Source organism: Microbacterium sp. NPDC077644, assembly GCF_040702785.1.
In the GTDB taxonomy this organism is placed as follows: Bacteria; Actinomycetota; Actinomycetes; order Actinomycetales; family Microbacteriaceae; genus Microbacterium.
Genome location: NZ_JBFBME010000002.1, coordinates 94,146 through 110,430, shown reverse-complemented (window position 1 = coordinate 110,430; position 16,285 = coordinate 94,146). Strand labels below are relative to the sequence as shown.

Here is a 16,285-nt window from a genome sequence, read left to right as displayed (position 1 = left end):
CCCTCTCCGTTCAAGTAACGCAAATGACCCGATATCGCCCAGCGATCGGGTCATTCGCGTTACATGAACATGGTGTCTCACCCGGCCAGCGCGCGCGTCCACGGCGGACCGGACGGCGCCTGTGCGGCGATCGCATCGCTGAGGGCCGAGCGGAACGCGACCACGGCGGGATGCGCCGACCGCCCGGTGCGCGCGGCCGTCTGGAGCACACGGTGCGGCTGCCCCGGAAGCCCGATGAGGTCGATGCCGGACAGGTGATCCGGTGCGAGCAGCGCGGGCATGAAGGCGGCGGCGAGCCCGGAGCGCACGAGGTGCGCGTGCACGAGCGGGTCGGGGGAGTCGAAGCGCACGTGCGGTTCGAATCCGGCCCGTCGGCAGAGTGTCCGGGCCCAGACTCCGGTCGGGGCCGAGACGGGGTCGAGCGCCCACGGCGTGTCCGCGAGGTCGGCCAGGGTGCGCGGCCGGATCGCGTGCGGGCCGTGCGAGGGCAGCGCGAGGCAGATCGGGTCGACGAGAAGATCCGCACGGTCGATCCCGGCTCGGATCGCCGGAGTCTCGTCGGGGTACTCCTCGCCGACGATGAGGTCGAAGGCGGTGGAGCGGAGGCCGTCGTAGGCGTCGCCGACCTCGCGCTGGGTGACGTCGATCTGCAGCTGCGGATGCCGGTCGGCCATGAGCTGCAGGGTGCCGGGGAGCACGGCCAGCACGACGCTCTGGAACGAGGCTACGCGCAGGGTCCCGGTGATCTCGGGCTGGGCGGCCGCGAGCTCCGATTCGGCGAGCTCGAGGCGGTCGAACACGGCCTCGGCGTGCTCGACGAGAGCGATCGCCGCCGGTGTCAGCGTCACGCCGCGGCCGATGCGCTCGAGCAGTGCGACGCCGCTCTCGCGTTCGAGCTGCGCCAGCTGCTGCGACACCGCCGACGGCGTGTACGACAGGGCCTGGGCGGCGGCGGCGATCGTGCCGCGCACGTGGAGCTCGCGGAGCAGGCGCAGACGGGGAACACTGAGCACAAGCACAGCTTACGAGTCCACGTTAGAAACCGTTGCTGGATTGAATGATTGTTCAGGATCAGACTGGATGCATGACTTCGGCGACCACCACACGCACACCGACCGGCGCGGCTCTGGTGCTCGGCTCGTGCGTGTCGCTGTCGTTCGGTGCTGCGCTGGCCACCGAGCTGTTCCCGACGCTCGGAGCGTGGGGCGTGACGGCGATGCGTCTCGGCATCGCCGCCGTCATCCTGCTCCTGGTGATCCGGCCCGCGGTGCGCGGGTGGGATCGGCGTCAGTGGAAGGCGGCGATCACGTTCGGTGTCGCGCTCGGCGGCATGAACGCCGCCTTCTACGCGGCTATCGACCGCATCCCGCTCGGGCCGGCCGTGGCGATCGAGTTCCTCGGCCCGCTCGTGCTGTCGGCGATCCTGACGAGGCGCCTCGCCGACACGGCCTGGCTCGTCCTCGCGGTGTCGGGTATCGCGCTGCTGGGCGTAGACGGGCTGATCGGCAGCGACGCGCTCGACCCGGTCGGGATCGGCTTCGCGCTGATCGCCGCCGCGTTCTGGGCGTTCTACATCCGGGCCTCGGCGCACGCGGGTGCGGTGATCCCCGGGCGCGGCGCGCTCGCGGTCGCGTTCGTCGTGGCATCCGTCCTCATGCTCCCGTTCGGCGTGCCGGCGGCGGTCGTCGCGGTCGCCGATCCGATGCTCGTGCTGCTCGCGATCGGCACGGCGCTGCTCGGATCGGTGATCCCGTACACGCTGGAGTTCAGCGCACTGCGGCTGTTGCCGCAGCGAGTGTTCGGCATCCTGCTCAGCCTGGAGCCCGCGACGGCGACCCTCGCCGGCTGGCTGCTGCTCGGGCAGAAGGCGAGTCCGCTGCGCCTCGCTGCGATCGCGCTGGTGATCGCAGCCAGCGTCGGGGTGAGTCTGGTGCGTCCCCGCCGCCGGATCGAGCCTGAGGACGCCCCGCTCAGCGAGCCTGCGACGCCGTGACCGGCAGCGGGTAGCGCCGCCGCAGGATCATCCGCTGCACGAGCGTCCACGACACGGTGACCGTCAGATACAGCGATGCGGCCAGCGGCACGAAGATCGCGAAGACCGCGGTCAGGTAGTGCAGGGCGTTCATCATGCGCAGCATCCCGGGGGAGGAGAGCGGCGAATCGTCGACCGGCGCGGGGCGGAAGACCCGGCGCGTGACCTCGGCGACCGCGATCATGATCGCGATGAGCGCCAGGTAGACGAGCAGGGTCGGCAGTGAGAAGGGCCCGGTGAACAGCATGTGCACGAGGCTGGTGCCCAGTGACGCGCCGAAGAGGTCGTGGGCGAGCAGATCGTTCGCATGGCCGGCGATCTCGGCGTGCAGGAACAGCGTGTAGAGGATGCCGACGACGGGAGCCTGCAGCAGCACGGGCAGGCATCCGGCGAAGGGGGAGGTGTTCTCGTCCTTGTAGAGCTGCATCGTCTCGCGCTGCAGCCGCTCGGGGTTCTTCTTGTGGCGCTTCTGGATCTCGCGCAGCTTCGGGGCGAGGCGGGCGCGGGTCTGCTCGGCCTTCGCCTGCGAGATGCCGACGGGGATGAGGAGGGCGCGGATGAGGAGCGTGACGAGGATGACGGCGGCTGCGGATGCCGCGGTACCGGCGAGGGGTTCGAGCGCTGCGGAGAGCGCGGTCAGGGCGCCGTAGGCGGCGTCGAGGATCGCCGCGATGGGCGGGAAGGCATAGATGTCCAAGGGAGTGTCCGTTCAGTGAGTCGGGATGGTCGGCGGATGCCGTGCTCCCGACTCGAACGGACGGTCACACGGCGCGCGCGACTCCCGGCGCCCTGGGACGCGGGTGGCCGTCGGCATTCGGATCGCTCTGCGCGAGCAGGACGGATGCTCCGATGGCGCGGAGCGGATGCGGTGCGGATCCCTGGCCGGTCGGCACGAGCCCGAGCGTGATCGCCGCGACGAGGGCGGTGACGGCCAGGAGCGCCACGGCGAGGGTGAGGCCGGCGAGATCGAGCGATGCGAGATCGGGCATCGCGACCAGTCCGAGCGCAGACAGGATCAGCTGCAGCAGCTGCTCGATCCCGTCCGTCATGTCACAGAGGGTACCAGCGCGTGGCTGGGGCGTAGCTTGGGGAGCATGAGCGATCTGCGCGAGGTCCTGGGCATCCGGCATCCGATCTTTCTCGGTGCATTCGGCGGGCTGTCGTCCGTCGGGCTGACCGCGGCGGTGAGCGAGGGAGGCGGGCTCGGCGCGTACGGGCTGTACGGGTACGACGGAGCGCGGATCCGCTCGACGGCTGCGGAGCTTCGCGGGGCGACGGACAAGCCGTTCGCCGTGAACATCTGGCTGCCGACCGGAGATGAGGTGGAGCCCGGGCCGCAGCACGCCGTGTTCGCGCAGGCGCTCGAGCCGTTCTACGAGGCGGTCGGCGTCGAGGTGCCGGCGCGCCCTGCGCAGTACCTGCCCGCGCTCGACGAGCAGCTCGAGGCGATCTGGCATGCCGCGCCCGCTGCGCTCAGCGTCGTCTACGGGGTGCCGCCGGCGGATCTCGTCGCCGAGGCGCACGACCGCGGCATCCGGGTGATCGGCACGGCCACCACCGTCGCCGAGGCGGTCGCGCTGGAGGAAGGCGGCGTGGATGCGGTCGTCGCCTCCGGTGCCGAGGCGGCGGGACACCGGGTGTCATTCCTGCGGCCGGCGGATGACTCGCTGGTGGGCACGTTCGCGCTCGTGCCGCAGGTGGCGGATGCCGTCGGCATCCCCGTCGTGGCCGCAGGCGGCATCGCCGACCGGCGCGGTGTCGCGGCGGCGCTGGCGCTCGGGGCATCCGGGGTGCAGGTGGGCACGGCGTTCCTCGCGACACGCGAGTCGGCGGCGACCGAGGCGCATCGGGCGGCGATCCGTCAGGCGGCCGCGGACGAGACGGTGCTGACGCGCGCGATGAGCGGACGCCTCGCGCGCGGAGCCCGCAATCGCGCTGTTCGGGCGATCGAGGCGAGCGGCACGATCGCGCCGTTCCCGATGCAGAACTGGCTCACGGGCACGTTCCGCGCAGCGGCAGGGGAGCAGAACCTCGGCGAGCTGCAGTCGCTCTGGATGGGTCAGGCTGCCGGGCTGTCGCGGCTCGACACCGCGGACGAGGTGTTCGCGGAGCTCATCGCTGGGCTGTGAGACGCGTCCTTCTGGGTGTCGTGAGGCTCCGCCGAAAACGGTGATTCAGCGTTCTGGCGGGATGCGGTTTCGGCAGGGGGTTTCGGCGGGGCGGGTCTCGGCGTGTTGCGCGGCTGGTCGTTGTCGCCGGCGAAGTTGCCGGAAACGATCGTTTACGGCTGGTGATCGAGTGGGTCGTGATCCATCCAGGTTGCGGGATCTAGCTTGAAGATCTCGCCCCTGCTACGGTCGCTCGTATGACCGCACCCCTCACTGCTCAGGATGCAGTCGCTACGCACCGTCGCTCTCAGATAAGACCAGTGGCGATTCTTGTCCTGGGCGTTATTGTCGTCCCTATTGTGTTCGCGGCAGCGTTCAATAGCTACGGACCATTGACCGAGGAAAGCGCGATTCGTATGGCGTTCGCCACCGTCGCGGGTCAGGTTATCGCCATTCTGAGTGGATTCGTGGCCGTCGGAATCGCGATGAAGCGGCGGTATAGCGTCCCGTACATTGCCTTCCTGATTGCGATCGCCGTCGCAATCGTCGCTGGCGCGTTCGGAGTGAGCATGTCCGCGGGCGACCTGCTGCTGTCCCGCCTCGACCTCGTTGCCGAAACGAATCTGCTCAACCAGTAATCCGACCCCAGGTGCGGCGCCCGATCAACACGCCCTAGTCTCGGGGCATGGTGCGCATCAAGTGGTTGGACAACGTAACAACCACGAATGGACGTTCAGCCTTGTTACTACCCGGTGCCGGTTACACCGCGCAGGCGCCGTTGCTGTACTGGTCCGTCGCGGTCCTCCTGTCTGCCGGGTGGCGAGTCGGCGCGGCGGAATGGGAAGACAGTGATCGAGAGTTCGCGAATCCATACGAGCTGATCGATCGCACGTTCGAGCTTCACGCATCGGAAGCGTCGGCCCAGCCCGATCTGGTGGTCGCCAAGTCTCTTGGCACTCTCGCATTGCCGCGCTGCATAAGCAGAGGCATCGCCGGCGTGTGGCTGACGCCCTTGCTCAATATGACTGAAGTCGCGACTGCGCTGCTCTCGGCGGACCGCAGGCACCTCGCGATCGGCGGGACGAAGGATCGCCACTGGATACCGGAGACCGTGCAAGGAACGAACGCCAAGCTGATCACACTCGACGACGTCGATCATGCACTGCTCCACGACGATTGGCGGACATCAATGCAGCTCCATTCCGATGTCGCTGCGGAAGTTGACGCGCACGTTCAAGAGCTCTGACGGAGAACCCAAACTTGACGCCGTTGGGGCAGAAATAGCAGTAGCCAAGAATCTATCGGTCTAGACCTGCCGAAAACGTCCGCCGAAAGCCGGTTCTGGTTCACGTTTGCGGCGACCGGGAAACGAGGCTGACCGGCCATGAGCCGTAAACGATCGTTTTCGGCGGCGTTCGCGCCTCGCACCAGGAGCTATCGCCGCTAACGTGCCCGCTTGACCTCCACGGGTGATACAACCAGGTGCGCTTCTCTGTCGGCGGCCGGTGTTGCTTCAAGGCACGCATCGATGGGTCGGTGTCCGGTCCAACCTCGCACCTGCAATTCTCCACAAATCTCTTTGAACCACATCTCCGACAGATCCCGAGCTTCGGAGTGAGAGAGTGAGAGAGTGGAGATGAGGCGAAACGGCAGAGCGGGCGCGATCCTCCTCTGCGCAATCGTGGCGGCATCAACATTCACAGGATGCGCTGTCGAATACCATGGTTATCCCAGCGCAATAGATGGTGTGCTCTGGCGACAAGTCGCATCCTTCGAAGATCCTTTATCCCAGCGTCTCTACAGTCCCCCGGTTGATGGTCCGACGGCTTACCTCGACACTCTGCCGGGCGCACGGTGGGATGGCGACGCCCGCTCAGCGGCTGAGTTCGAGATCGAGCAGGGCGGAATCGTCCTTTACAACATCTCGTCGACGGAAGCCTCCGCTCACGTGTCGGTGTTCATCGCCTCAGGACCACGACCGGCCATCCCGACCGATGATGGCCATGCCTACAACGGGCCAAGCGAGGTATATACCTGCTACGACGTGAGGGCCGATTTTCGCTCGCAGCCAATGCCGTCAGCAGAACGAGTGATCTCTACGAAGTGTCCAACGCCCCTCGTAGAACTCTTAGCCGAGGATGCCGCATTTGCTAGTGGTGAGGTGTTCGACGGATAGGCATCGACTGCTTCCGTTCCCCGGCGAGCGACAGGAGTTGCCGAAAGCGCCTGCCGAAACACGCTTCCGGCGAACGTTAGTGGCACCCGTTGAAGCGCTCGACACCTGACCTCACCGGAAACGATCGTTTACGGCGGGGTCGCTGCGCCCAGCTCGGCACGCCTACCGCAAACGTCCGGCGTAACCACGGATTGACGAGGCTTTTGGACGGGTGACGCGGAAGTGTGGCATCTCATTGGCAACCGAGCAGTCCGCACCCGAGCCGTCGGCTCCGGCACAGTCGGCGCCGCCGCACGGGCCATCTGCACTCGCCGAGAACGATCGGTGCCGGCATGAGCGAATAGCGCCCTCTCTGACGCCCGCGCAGATGATGTTCAGAACGAGCTTTGGGCCGACAGATTCAGCGGCCGGTGGGTGTCGGCCAGGGTCGGTAGCCTGGGGGCGTGATTGCTGTTGAGTTGCTGGGTGGCCTGATGTCCGCGATTGATGATCACCGCTGGGGAGACTTGGGCGCGTTTCTTCATGACGATTTCTCGTGCCGATACGTTCACACTGGGGAGTCCTTCGATCGAGCGTCCTGGATTCGGCTGAACGCGGAGTATCCAGGATTCGAGCACTTGCGTGTCGAAGAGATTGTCGGAGATTCGGGCCGAGCGGCCTGTCGCTCCCATGTCACGGGGCGAGGTCGTGAAGGCGTGGATCACTTCGAGTGTGCGACGTTCGTCCGAGTAAGGGACGGGCTGATTTGTGAGATGACCGAGGTCTGGACGGACGTCTCTCAGGCCGCGCCTGCCGGCAGCCGGCCAGACTCAACGCCGTCTGCCTGACTGAGTGGTCCTCCGCCGCCTCGAGTTGAGCAGCCGGGCCTGCCTACCGGGTGTGGGCGAGGCGGTAGGGGGCGGTGCTTATTTCGATGATGGTGCCCGCCGAAAACGATCGATTTCGGCAGGCGCCTCGAGGCAGCTTCGCTCAGCGCCCGGACCCTTCGTTCCCGAGCGCTACAGCGCGCGGGACATCACGCGCACGTCTGGCCGATCCGATCGTGGACTGGTCGTGAACCCCGCACGCTCGTAGGTTCGTATCGCGGCGTCGTTGCCGACGATCACGTTCAGTCGCATTTCTGACGCACCGAGCGATCTCGCCCGGTCTATCGCAAAGCCGACGAGCACGTGCGCGAGACCCTGCCCTCTGCGCATCGGATCGATGCAGACGCGACCTAAGCGAGCGACCTTACCATCGACTGCCAGATCGAAATGTCCGAGCGCCTCGCCTGATTCGTCCTCGACAAGCGTCCATCCGCTGTACCCCTCATCTTCCATTCCGGACAGCTGCACGGCGTCGAGAGGCCAACGCAGTCGGGGACCTGTGAACAAATACAAGGCGTCTACATCGGGGATCCATCTGACAACTGATTCACAGTCGGTCGCGGTTCGGCGGCGCAGGCGGAACATAAATACAGCTTATGGAGCAGACACCGAGCGCCGAAACCGTCTGCCGAATGGCAGTTCTGGGGAGCGTTAGCGGCGATGGTCTTGGCGCATACGGGTGGCTCACGCCGAAAACGATCGTTTACGGCGACGCCGACGCGCACGTTCCGACATACTGTAGCCATGTTTAAGGCACGTGGACTGCTTGTCATCACGCTCGTTGCGAGCGGGATCCTAGTATTTTCCGGGTGCTCGACTTCAGTGAAAGATGACTTTGCCGACCTTCGGAAACCGCACACGTCTCAAGACAAGCTGCCCGCGCTCGACGAAGACCCGATCGAGACGATCAACTTTTCTACGGCCCGTTATGTTGGCGAGCACAAGGGAACGTCGTTGTGGATAGCTGAAGGTATTGAGGCGTCGTCCGTCTGCCTCGTCGCCTTGGTTGGAGACTCCGAGGGCTCCATCGCGTGTGGAGGCACCTCCGGGGTTGCATCACAAGGGCCAGCTGGTAGCTTCGCTGTCATTCCCGACGGTGTGCCTGTCCCTGACAACGCGATGAAAATCTCAGAGAACGTGTACGCGATCACGCCATGAAGGTCCACGTCGTCCGGTCGCCACCGTGCTCGTCGCAGCGCCCATAGACCCGCCAATAACGTCTGCCAGAAGCACGTTCCGGAGAACGTTACCGGCGTGGCAACCGGGCACCAAACGAGAGATGCGCCGCAAACGATCGTATTCGGCAGGCCGGTTCGGCCCATGCCGCCAATCAGTCGTCGATGGACGGACACCGGTTCTGACATCATGTCGCCATGGAAGTCACGAAACACCGGGCTGCGGTAGTCGCGCTTCGGGACGAGCGATTGCTCGTAATCAGGCGCGTGAAACACGGCCGGCGCTACGCCGTCCTCCCCGGTGGCGGGGTCGAATTGAACGAGAGCGCTGAAGACGCAGCGCTTCGCGAGCTGGCTGAAGAGACCGGGCTGTGTGGGAAAGTGGTGCGGCCCCTGTGGTCGCTCGAGCATGCAGACCGTCAGGCGGACTACTTCTTGGTTGCGGTACCAGTGTCGCCCGTGGCGATGTTGGGCCCGGAGCAATACCGCATGTCGACGGAGAACACCTATGAGCCCTGCTGGATAAGAGTCTCGGAATTGGATCTGGAAAACCTCCAACCCGCCTCGATCAGAGAGCTTATTCGCGACCTCGCCGGATCGGCTGCGCCGACCAACTCGTAGAACCTGATCGCGAGGTGCTGTGTGTATGCTCGCTGAGCACCTGCCCAATGGGGGCGATCCTCCTCATCTAAGAGCGGTAGTTCGTCGCACCGAAACCTGTTGCCGAAAGCGGGTTCTGGAGAGCCTTTACGGCAGCCTGTACCGCCAACGCGGTGCGGCAGTACCGTAAACGATCGTTTCCGGCAGCCGAGCAGGCAAGGCCGAGCAGACAAGCGCGCTATGGCAACAGGTCGATCATCTGTGGCCTGGCCTTCATGGCGTGGATGATCAACTCGTTTCCGCTGTCGAAAACGAGCACGACTGTCTCTAGGAGGATGCTTTGAGCAGCAAAGCCGAGTCGGAGCTGGCGAGCGGGAGAATCGTCGTCGAGATCCTCGATCCAGATCGGCCAGGAGGCCGCGAGTATCGCGTCCTCGGGGCGCACTCCGTGCTTGAGCGCGGAGGCGTGTACTTTCACACGGCGTACTTTGCGAGCGCTTCGCGGATGAGCTCTGAACGGGTCTTGTGCTCGCGTGCCGCCGCTGCGTCGATGCTTGCCAGTTCCTCCGCAGTGAGTCGCAGTGCGACGACCTGCGAGGGCTCCGCGCCGCGACCGGGCCGACCTCGACCACGCCGCTTGAGGGCTTGGACGTCGTAACCTGCTTCGGCTTCTTCGGCCCATCGCTTGATCTGTTCGTCGGTGATCGCGACTCCGTTGATCGTTTCGCCTGCGCTCATAGGTTTAATGTAATACGAAAAGCTCGCGGCGGCAAGAGATTTTCCGGTTCGCGAATAGGGGCGACGCCGGTCTGCGAACTCGAGTTGAATATGTCTCAGGGAACATTTTTGGGATGTGACCCGATGACCAATCCTGCGGCGCTTGTGCGCGCTGCACGAAAGAGTCGTGGCCTGACCCAGAAGGATCTCGCTCGACGAACGAAGATCGACCAAGGGCGAGTTTCGCGCCTTGAAAGTGGTCGCGAGGCTGAGTTCACCACCGTCGAACGACTTCTCAGCAGCACTGGTCATCGCCTGTACTCCGCACCCACGCGGCGGGATGACGCGGCCACCGTCGCGGCAGCGATCCGTCGAGCCCTACGCGCGGGCGATAAGTACAGCGCTCTTCGTGAGCCCAACTGAGCGACAACCTCGCCGCCGAGCACGGTCTCGTACGCGGGGTTCTCGGCCTCGCCGAGCCGGAGCCGACCGGCGATCGCGCCTGGGATGCCGCTCTTGCCGCTCTCGTCGATCTTCGCCTCAGCGAAGAAGGACTCCCCGCCCCCGAGTGGGTAGATGCCCCGAGTCGACGGCTCAGCGTGCCCCGGACTCTCGATGCCGACGATCCGCACGGCACCGTATTGGCAGGTGATGAGCGGGTCAGCTCATCGATCGCCGAGGAAGACCTCGACCGTTGCCGCGAACTCGGGATGATCCTGGGGCCGGTGCTCGTTCCCGTGCAACTGGACATGCTCGGCGCCCTGCTCCGTCAGAACATCGGCGATCGCTTCGTACTCCGAATTCCATCCGCCAGTGATGACGAGCGTCGGAACATCGGTGATCGCCGACGCCTCAACGCCATAGCCCCAGGGAGGCTGCTTGGCTTCGAACCTCGCCGCCGCGTCCCGTTCGGCATCCCATTTCGAGCGCTCGGCTGGTCCTCCGAACATCAGCGGACGCACGATCGACCACCAGCCGAACAGGTCGCCGGTGGCGGACAGGGTGCGGGCGCGGGTGATCGCCTCGATGTGACGTTCGATCGCCGGGGTGCCTCTGGCGATGTCGTAGAGTCCGGGCTCAAGAAGCACGAGCGCGCGCAGCGTGAGATCCTGCGCCTGCAGGGCGAGGAAGACGGGAACGGCGCCGGCAGAGTGAGCGAACACGATCGAATCCGGGGGAGTGAGCGACGTGAGTGACGCAACGTTCTGCTCCATCGGGCCGGTGAAGTCGAGACTCGCGAAACGCGACTCCTCGTCCTGAACCGACGGCCAGGCATCGCGTCCGTGACGGCCCGCGCCGTGAACGTACACTCGCATCTGCCCAGCGTAGACGCGCGTGCTCGGCCCGCTGCCGGCATCACCACGTGGCCTGGGGGTCCCTGTGGAACTTAGCCAGATAGATGGCTAAGATGGATGCATGACCCAGTACAGTGTCCTCGACGCGCGGAACAACCTCTCACGGTTGATCGCTGACGCGCGCTCCGGGAACGAGGTGGTGATCACAAATCGTGGCGTCCCGGTCGTCAAAGTCGTCCCGATCGGTGCGCCCGACGTGGTCCTGAACGGGCCCGCCATCGTGGAATGGCTTGAGGGCGATCCGCGCCGTCGTCATCGCCGTCGCAGCTCCGCCGAGATCGAGGCTCAGATCGCTGAGGAACGGGGCTCCTGGGATTGATCTATCTCGACGCCTGCATCCTCATCTACGCACTGGAAGACGACGGTGATCCGGGAGATGCGGTTCGCCGTGCCATGGCGTCGGCTCGGGTGCCGCTGGCAACGAGTCCGCTGGTGCTGCCTGAGTGCCTCGCGATGCCGTTGCGTACGCGCAACCACGCGCTGCGCGACAGCTACCTCGCGGTTTACGAGCAGCTGGAGATCGTCGAGCTCAATACCGAGGCCTACCTGCGCGCGGCCGAGCTGCGCGCAGATCATGGGTTGAAGACGCCCGATGCACTGCATCTCGCTGCCGCGCAGCTCTCCGAGGCCGAACAGCTGTGGACGAATGACAAGCGGCTGGCGAAGGCTTCCCGCGGACTGGCCGTCGACATCGTCGGCGACCCCCTGCTCTAGGCTGGAGGATCGTGCGGCCGTCCGGTCGTGACAACCGATCCGAGGAGCATCCGTCGTGATCCGAAACCTTTCCGAATCCGCGCGTCCGCTCGGGCGCAGGATCGCCGCCCTCGCGATGACCGCGCTCGTCGCGGCAGGCGTGATGCTGGGCGTCGCAGCCCCCGCCACCGCCGACGACAGCGGCGAGACCTTCGTCATCGGCACCGACACGACGTTCGCGCCGTTCGAGTTCACCGACGAGAACGGCGACCTCGTCGGCATCGACATGGACCTGCTCCGCGCGATCGCCGAAGACCAGGGCTTCGAAGTCGAGATCCGTCAGCTCGGGTTCGACGCCGCCGTCCAGGCCCTGCAGTCGAACCAGGTCGACGCGGTCATGGCCGGCATGTCGATCACCGACGAGCGCAAGAAGGTCTTCGACTTCAGCGACCCGTACTTCACCAGCGGCATCCAGCTCGGCGTCCTCGACGCCAGCGACATCCAGTCCCTGGACGACCTCGACGGCCAGACCGTCGCCGTCAAGACCGGCACCCAGGGTCAGACCTTCGCCGAGGACAACAAGGACGAGTACGGCTTCCGCGTCACCCCGTACACCGACACCACCGACATGGTGGATGCCGTCAAGGCCGGTCAGGCCGTCGGCTACTTCGAGGACTTCCCGGTGCTCGCCTACGGCATCCAGCAGGGATCCGGCTTCCGCCTCGTCGGCGAACCCGAGCTCGGCGGCGAGTACGGCTTCGCGGTCAACAAGGGCATGAACGCCGAACTGCTCGAGATGTTCAACACGGGCCTCGCGAACGTCACCGAGTCCGGCGAGTACGACGAGATCGTCGACCGCTACCTCTCCGGCGGCGAGGAGTCCACCCAGCCCACCGACATCATCTCCGTCGCCGTCAAGTACTGGCCCGCCCTCATGGAGGGTCTGTGGCTGACGATCCTCTCCACGATCATCGCGATCGTCGCCGCGTTCATCCTCGGCATCGTGTTCGGGTTCGGGCGGCTGTCGAAGTTCCTGCCGTTCCGCTGGCTCGCCACCGCGTATGTGTACGTGTTCCGCGGCACGCCGATCCTCGTGCAGGCGTTCTTCGTGTTCTTCGCCATCCCGCAGCTGTTCCCCGGCATCACGTTCAACCCGTTCGTCGCCGGTGCCATCACGCTGTCGCTGAACACCGGTGCGTACATGACCGAGATCATCCGCGGCGGCATCCAGGCCGTCGACCCCGGTCAGAACGAGGCATCCCGCTCGCTCGGCCTCGGCCACTGGAAGACGATGCAGAAGGTCGTCCTGCCGCAGGCGTTCCGCATCATGATCCCGTCGTTCGTGAACCAGGGCATCATCACCCTGAAGGACACCTCGCTCATCAGCGTCATCGGCCTCGCCGAGCTGACGTTCCAGTCGCGGCAGATCATCGCCTCGACCTACCTGTCGGCCCAGGTGCTGACCATCGTCGCCATCATCTACTTCGTCGTGATCACGCTGCTGACGCTGCTCGCGAACCGCCTGGAGAGGAAGTTCAACGCATGAGCAAGATCGACGTCCGAGACCTGCACAAGTCCTTCGGAAGCAACGAGGTCCTCCAGGGGATCGACCTGACCGTCGCCGATGGCGAGGTCGTCGCGGTCATCGGGCCGTCCGGGTCGGGCAAGTCCACGCTGCTGCGCTGCCTGAACAAGCTCGAGGAGCCCACCAGCGGCCAGGTGATCATCGACGGCGTCGACCTCACCGACAAGAGCGTCAAGCTCGATGAGGTGCGCCAGCGCATCGGCATGGTGTTCCAGCACTTCAACCTGTTCCCGCACATGACCGTGCTCGAGAACATCACCCTCGCCCCTGTCGAGCTCGGGCGGCTCTCCAAGGCGGATGCGCGCACCCGTGCGCTGTCACTGCTGGAGCGGGTCGGCCTCTCGGACAAGGCGGACGCGAAGCCGGCATCCCTCTCCGGTGGTCAGAAGCAGCGTGTGGCGATCGCCCGCGCGCTCGCGATGGACCCCGAGATCATGCTCTTCGACGAGGCCACCAGCGCCCTCGACCCCGAGATGGTCGGCGAGGTGCTGCAGGTCATCCGCGACCTCGCCGAGGGCGGCATGACCATGGTGCTCGTCACCCACGAGATGGGTTTCGCGCGCGAGGTCTCGGACCGCACCGTGTTCATGGACGGCGGTGTCGTCGTCGAAGAGGCTGCGCCCACCGAGCTGTTCGGGTCGCCGAAGAGCGACCGGCTGAAGGACTTCCTCGCGAAGGTGCTGTGACGGCCGGTCCCAGATCAGGACGAGCGCCCGAGATCAGGACGATCGCCGCAAGATGCTCCTGATCCCGGGGCCTTGTCCTGAATTCGGGACGGCTCGGCGCGCTACAGGATGACGGTCGAGCGGCCGTGCACGATCACGCGATCCTCCGCGTGCCACTGCACGGCGCGCGCGAGCACCAGACGCTCGACGTCGGCGCCGCGGCTCTGCAGCTCGGCGGCCGACTCGGAATGCGTGACGCGCGTGACGTCCTGCTCGATGATCGGGCCCTCGTCGAGGTCGGCCGTCGCGTAATGGGCGGTCGCGCCGATGAGCTTCACGCCGCGCTCCTTGGCGCGCGCGTACGGGTTCGCGCCGATGAACGCCGGCAGGAACGAATGGTGGATGTTGATCACCGGGGCGCCGACCTTCTCGATGAAGTCGTCCGTGAGGATCTGCATATAGCGGGCGAGGACGACGAGGTCGACGTTGCCCTGCAGCAGGTCGAGCTGGCGGGCCTCCATCGCCTCCTTGGCGTCCTCTCCGGTGCCGCGCGGGATGTGCACGAACGGCACGCCGAACCCGCGGACGGCCTCGGCGAGGTCGGGGTGGTTGGAGACGACCATCGTGATGTCGACGTCGAGCTGGCCGCGCTGCTGGCGCCACAGCAGCTCCATGAGGCAGTGGTCGTACTTCGACACGAAGATCGCGACGCGCTTGCGGCGCGACGTGTCGTGCAGCGACCACTCCATGCCGAACCTCTCGGCGACCTCGTCGATCGACGCTTCGAGGGCCGGGCGGGCCGCGGCGAGCCCTGGCAGGTGGATCACCGTGCGCTGGAAGAAGCGCCCGCCCTCGGCATCCGTCGAATGCTGGTCGAGCGAGATGATGTTCGCGCCGTGCTGAGCGAGGACGTTCGCGACGGCGGCGACGATTCCGGGCTGGTCATCGCAGGCGATGAGCAGACGTGCGGTATCGGTCTGAGGCATGGATGCTCCTTGCAGGGGTGTGCATCGATTCTGCCGCGTCGGTGGCTGAGTCGGCGAATCGGTAGCCTGGGCGGATGACCTCTGCCACCTCGCTGCTCGCCGACGCCCGCACGGCGCTCGCGGGCGTCGCGAAGGAGGGCCTCGGCGAGGAGCGCTCCTCGCGCTGGCGCGGCGAGCGCATCGTGCGGATCGGCGAGGCCTGGCACGTGGGCGTGCTGCTGCTCACGGACGACCGCGTGCTGGCGACGGAGGAGATCCTCCGTGCGGCCGACCCGGGCCGGCGCGGTTACACCGCGGAGTCGGCGCGCGAGCGCGCGGCGCGGCGTCAGATGGCGCTGCGCGGTGGGTTCCGTGAGGGCGAGGTCGTGCACGTCGGGTGGTCGGTCATCGATCCGGATGCCGTGGATGCCGGCGGCTCGTCCGGCCCGCTGGCGATGCGCGACGGCGTGGTCTCGGTGCGCTGGTCGGGGGAGTCGTGGCGACCGCTGGAGGGGTATCTCAGCGAGCAGGTCGAGCTGCTGCTCGGTCGTTGAGCGTTTCCGCGAAGCGGCGCAGCAGGTCGGTGCCCGTGGGTGCCGAGGCGAGCACGCGCTCGGCCGTCAGGTCGTATTCGTGCGGGTCGAAGTAGCCCGTCGTGCGGTAGTACGCCATGCGGTCGACGAAGTCCTGCGGCGTGACCTCGGGGTGGAACTGCGTCGCGTACAGCCCCGATCCTGCACGGTATGCCTGCACGGGGCAGTCCTCGTTCGTGGCGAGCAGGACGGTTCCGGGCGGCGGCTCGATCGAGCCCTCCTTGTGCGCCGTCAGCACGGTCATCGAAGGCGCCGACGGTCCGAACACCGGGTCATCCGCGGCGGCAGCCGTGATGTGGATGCCCGTCGCGCGCGTCGATTCCGAGACGGCCGTGCCGACGGTGCCGTCCAGCATCCTCGTGGCGACGCCGATGCTGTAGCAGGTGAACATCGCCGAGAGCTTTCCGTCGACGGCATCCTGCGCGAGCGCCTCGAGGTCGTTCTCGACGCGACGCTGCAGATCGTCGCGCTCCTCGGCGACCACGTTGAACGGCGATCCGCCGATGACGACGCCGTCGTAGCGACCCGCGACCGACTCGTCCAGGGGCCGGTCCAGCAGATCCCAGCGGTCGAGCCCGGGTACGCCGAGAGCGCGCCGGAACGACCGGTGCTCGGCGTCCGCCGCACCCTGCTCCGGCCTCACGCAGACGTACAGGATCGAGGCCACCAGAGAATTCTATTCGGCGCTGTGGGAATACCCGACGCGGCCCCGCGTTGAAGTTGAGCGTAGTACACTCAAGTCCCGTATCTGAGTG

Annotated in this window: 22 protein-coding genes; 13 read left to right on the top strand and 9 right to left on the bottom strand. The window is 66.2% G+C overall.

All coding sequences use genetic code 11. The features are described from left to right. Positions 1-77: 77 nt before the first annotated feature. Positions 78-1,013 carry a LysR family transcriptional regulator gene (locus AB0269_RS07465; RefSeq protein WP_366210619.1) on the bottom strand — a complete coding sequence of 312 codons (936 nt, stop codon included), beginning with the start codon at positions 1,011-1,013 and terminating at the stop codon, positions 78-80. A 71-nt stretch (positions 1,014-1,084) separates the two neighbouring features. Here AB0269_RS07465 and AB0269_RS07460 point away from each other — a divergent pair, with 71 nt between their 5' ends. Then, positions 1,085-1,993, top strand: coding sequence for an EamA family transporter (locus AB0269_RS07460; RefSeq protein ID WP_366210618.1), 909 nt, complete (start codon positions 1,085-1,087; stop codon positions 1,991-1,993). Here AB0269_RS07460 and yidC read toward each other — a convergent pair. Together yidC and AB0269_RS07450 are read right to left on the bottom strand one after the other, a co-directional pair. Further along, positions 1,971-2,729, bottom strand: coding sequence for a membrane protein insertase YidC (yidC, locus tag AB0269_RS07455; RefSeq protein WP_366210617.1), 759 nt, complete (start codon positions 2,727-2,729; stop codon positions 1,971-1,973). The two genes, AB0269_RS07460 and yidC, sit on opposite strands and share 23 nt — an antisense overlap. A gap of 64 nt (positions 2,730-2,793) precedes the next feature. Next, positions 2,794-3,081, bottom strand: coding sequence for a DUF6412 domain-containing protein (locus AB0269_RS07450; RefSeq protein WP_366210616.1), 288 nt, complete (start codon positions 3,079-3,081; stop codon positions 2,794-2,796). Positions 3,082-3,126: 45 nt separating this feature from the next. On the opposite strand from AB0269_RS07450, the gene AB0269_RS07445 reads away from it, so the two are divergent. From AB0269_RS07445 to AB0269_RS07430, 4 genes are all read left to right on the top strand, one after another. Beyond that, a complete protein-coding gene (locus AB0269_RS07445) occupies positions 3,127-4,161 on the top strand; it encodes a DUF561 domain-containing protein (RefSeq protein WP_366210615.1) in 1,035 nt (344 codons plus the stop codon). 299 nt (positions 4,162-4,460) lie between these two features. Next, a complete protein-coding gene (locus AB0269_RS07440) occupies positions 4,461-4,778 on the top strand; it encodes a hypothetical protein (RefSeq protein ID WP_366210614.1) in 318 nt (105 codons plus the stop codon). Between the two features lie 47 nt (positions 4,779-4,825). Continuing rightward, entirely contained in the window at positions 4,826-5,386 is a 561-nt protein-coding gene (locus AB0269_RS07435) for a hypothetical protein (protein WP_366210613.1), read from the top strand. A 1,403-nt stretch (positions 5,387-6,789) separates the two neighbouring features. Further along, positions 6,790-7,143 carry a nuclear transport factor 2 family protein gene (locus tag AB0269_RS07430; protein WP_366211442.1) on the top strand — a complete coding sequence of 118 codons (354 nt, stop codon included), beginning with the start codon at positions 6,790-6,792 and terminating at the stop codon, positions 7,141-7,143. A 171-nt stretch (positions 7,144-7,314) separates the two neighbouring features. On the opposite strand, the gene AB0269_RS07425 is transcribed toward AB0269_RS07430, so the two are convergent. Next, entirely contained in the window at positions 7,315-7,767 is a 453-nt protein-coding gene (locus AB0269_RS07425; RefSeq protein ID WP_366210612.1) for a GNAT family N-acetyltransferase, read from the bottom strand. Between the two features lie 159 nt (positions 7,768-7,926). On the opposite strand from AB0269_RS07425, the gene AB0269_RS07420 reads away from it, so the two are divergent. Further along, the gene (locus tag AB0269_RS07420) at positions 7,927-8,340 is read left to right on the top strand and encodes a hypothetical protein (RefSeq protein WP_366210611.1); all 414 of its coding nucleotides are present in this window, start codon (positions 7,927-7,929) and stop codon (positions 8,338-8,340) included. 215 nt (positions 8,341-8,555) lie between these two features. Then, complete coding sequence (locus tag AB0269_RS07415; RefSeq protein ID WP_366210610.1) at positions 8,556-8,978, top strand: NUDIX domain-containing protein; 423 nt, start codon at positions 8,556-8,558, stop codon at positions 8,976-8,978. 217 nt (positions 8,979-9,195) lie between these two features. Here AB0269_RS07415 and AB0269_RS07410 read toward each other — a convergent pair whose 3' ends face one another. Both AB0269_RS07410 and AB0269_RS07405 read right to left on the bottom strand, forming a co-directional pair. After that, complete coding sequence (locus AB0269_RS07410; RefSeq protein ID WP_366210609.1) at positions 9,196-9,435, bottom strand: toxin; 240 nt, start codon at positions 9,433-9,435, stop codon at positions 9,196-9,198. Continuing rightward, positions 9,432-9,695 (bottom strand): ribbon-helix-helix protein, CopG family, encoded by a 264-nt coding sequence (locus tag AB0269_RS07405; RefSeq protein WP_366210608.1) that lies wholly within the window; start codon positions 9,693-9,695, stop codon positions 9,432-9,434. Before AB0269_RS07405 ends, AB0269_RS07410 begins: the two co-directional genes overlap by 4 nt. 90 nt (positions 9,696-9,785) lie before the next feature. Between AB0269_RS07405 and AB0269_RS07400 the strand changes: the two genes are divergently transcribed. Further along, positions 9,786-10,097: a helix-turn-helix transcriptional regulator gene (locus tag AB0269_RS07400; protein ID WP_366210607.1), complete on the top strand. Its 312-nt coding sequence runs from the start codon at positions 9,786-9,788 to the stop codon at positions 10,095-10,097. A 242-nt stretch (positions 10,098-10,339) separates the two neighbouring features. Here AB0269_RS07400 and AB0269_RS07395 read toward each other — a convergent pair whose 3' ends face one another. Then, a complete protein-coding gene (locus AB0269_RS07395) occupies positions 10,340-10,990 on the bottom strand; it encodes an alpha/beta hydrolase (protein WP_366210606.1) in 651 nt (216 codons plus the stop codon). A 100-nt stretch (positions 10,991-11,090) separates the two neighbouring features. On the opposite strand from AB0269_RS07395, the gene AB0269_RS07390 reads away from it, so the two are divergent. From AB0269_RS07390 to AB0269_RS07375, 4 genes are read left to right on the top strand one after another with little or no spacing between them, the layout of a single operon-like run. Then, positions 11,091-11,348, top strand: a complete 258-nt coding sequence (locus AB0269_RS07390; protein ID WP_366210605.1) for a type II toxin-antitoxin system prevent-host-death family antitoxin — start codon at positions 11,091-11,093, stop codon at positions 11,346-11,348. Then, positions 11,345-11,743, top strand: coding sequence for a type II toxin-antitoxin system VapC family toxin (locus AB0269_RS07385; protein WP_366210604.1), 399 nt, complete (start codon positions 11,345-11,347; stop codon positions 11,741-11,743). Before AB0269_RS07390 ends, AB0269_RS07385 begins: the two co-directional genes overlap by 4 nt. A gap of 55 nt (positions 11,744-11,798) precedes the next feature. Next, complete coding sequence (locus tag AB0269_RS07380; protein ID WP_366210603.1) at positions 11,799-13,268, top strand: amino acid ABC transporter substrate-binding protein/permease; 1,470 nt, start codon at positions 11,799-11,801, stop codon at positions 13,266-13,268. Beyond that, positions 13,265-13,993, top strand: a complete 729-nt coding sequence (locus AB0269_RS07375; RefSeq protein ID WP_366210602.1) for an amino acid ABC transporter ATP-binding protein — start codon at positions 13,265-13,267, stop codon at positions 13,991-13,993. The genes AB0269_RS07380 and AB0269_RS07375 overlap by 4 nt, the downstream gene beginning before the upstream one ends. Before the next feature lie 101 nt (positions 13,994-14,094). On the opposite strand, the gene purU is transcribed toward AB0269_RS07375, so the two are convergent. Then, positions 14,095-14,958 carry a formyltetrahydrofolate deformylase gene (gene purU, locus AB0269_RS07370; RefSeq protein ID WP_366210601.1) on the bottom strand — a complete coding sequence of 288 codons (864 nt, stop codon included), beginning with the start codon at positions 14,956-14,958 and terminating at the stop codon, positions 14,095-14,097. A 74-nt stretch (positions 14,959-15,032) separates the two neighbouring features. Between purU and AB0269_RS07365 the strand changes: the two genes are divergently transcribed. Beyond that, entirely contained in the window at positions 15,033-15,491 is a 459-nt protein-coding gene (locus AB0269_RS07365; protein WP_366210600.1) for a glutaminase, read from the top strand. On the opposite strand, the gene AB0269_RS07360 is transcribed toward AB0269_RS07365, so the two are convergent. Then, entirely contained in the window at positions 15,457-16,197 is a 741-nt protein-coding gene (locus tag AB0269_RS07360; RefSeq protein WP_366210599.1) for a GMP synthase, read from the bottom strand. The two genes, AB0269_RS07365 and AB0269_RS07360, sit on opposite strands and share 35 nt — an antisense overlap. Between the last annotated feature and the right edge of the window lie 88 nt (positions 16,198-16,285).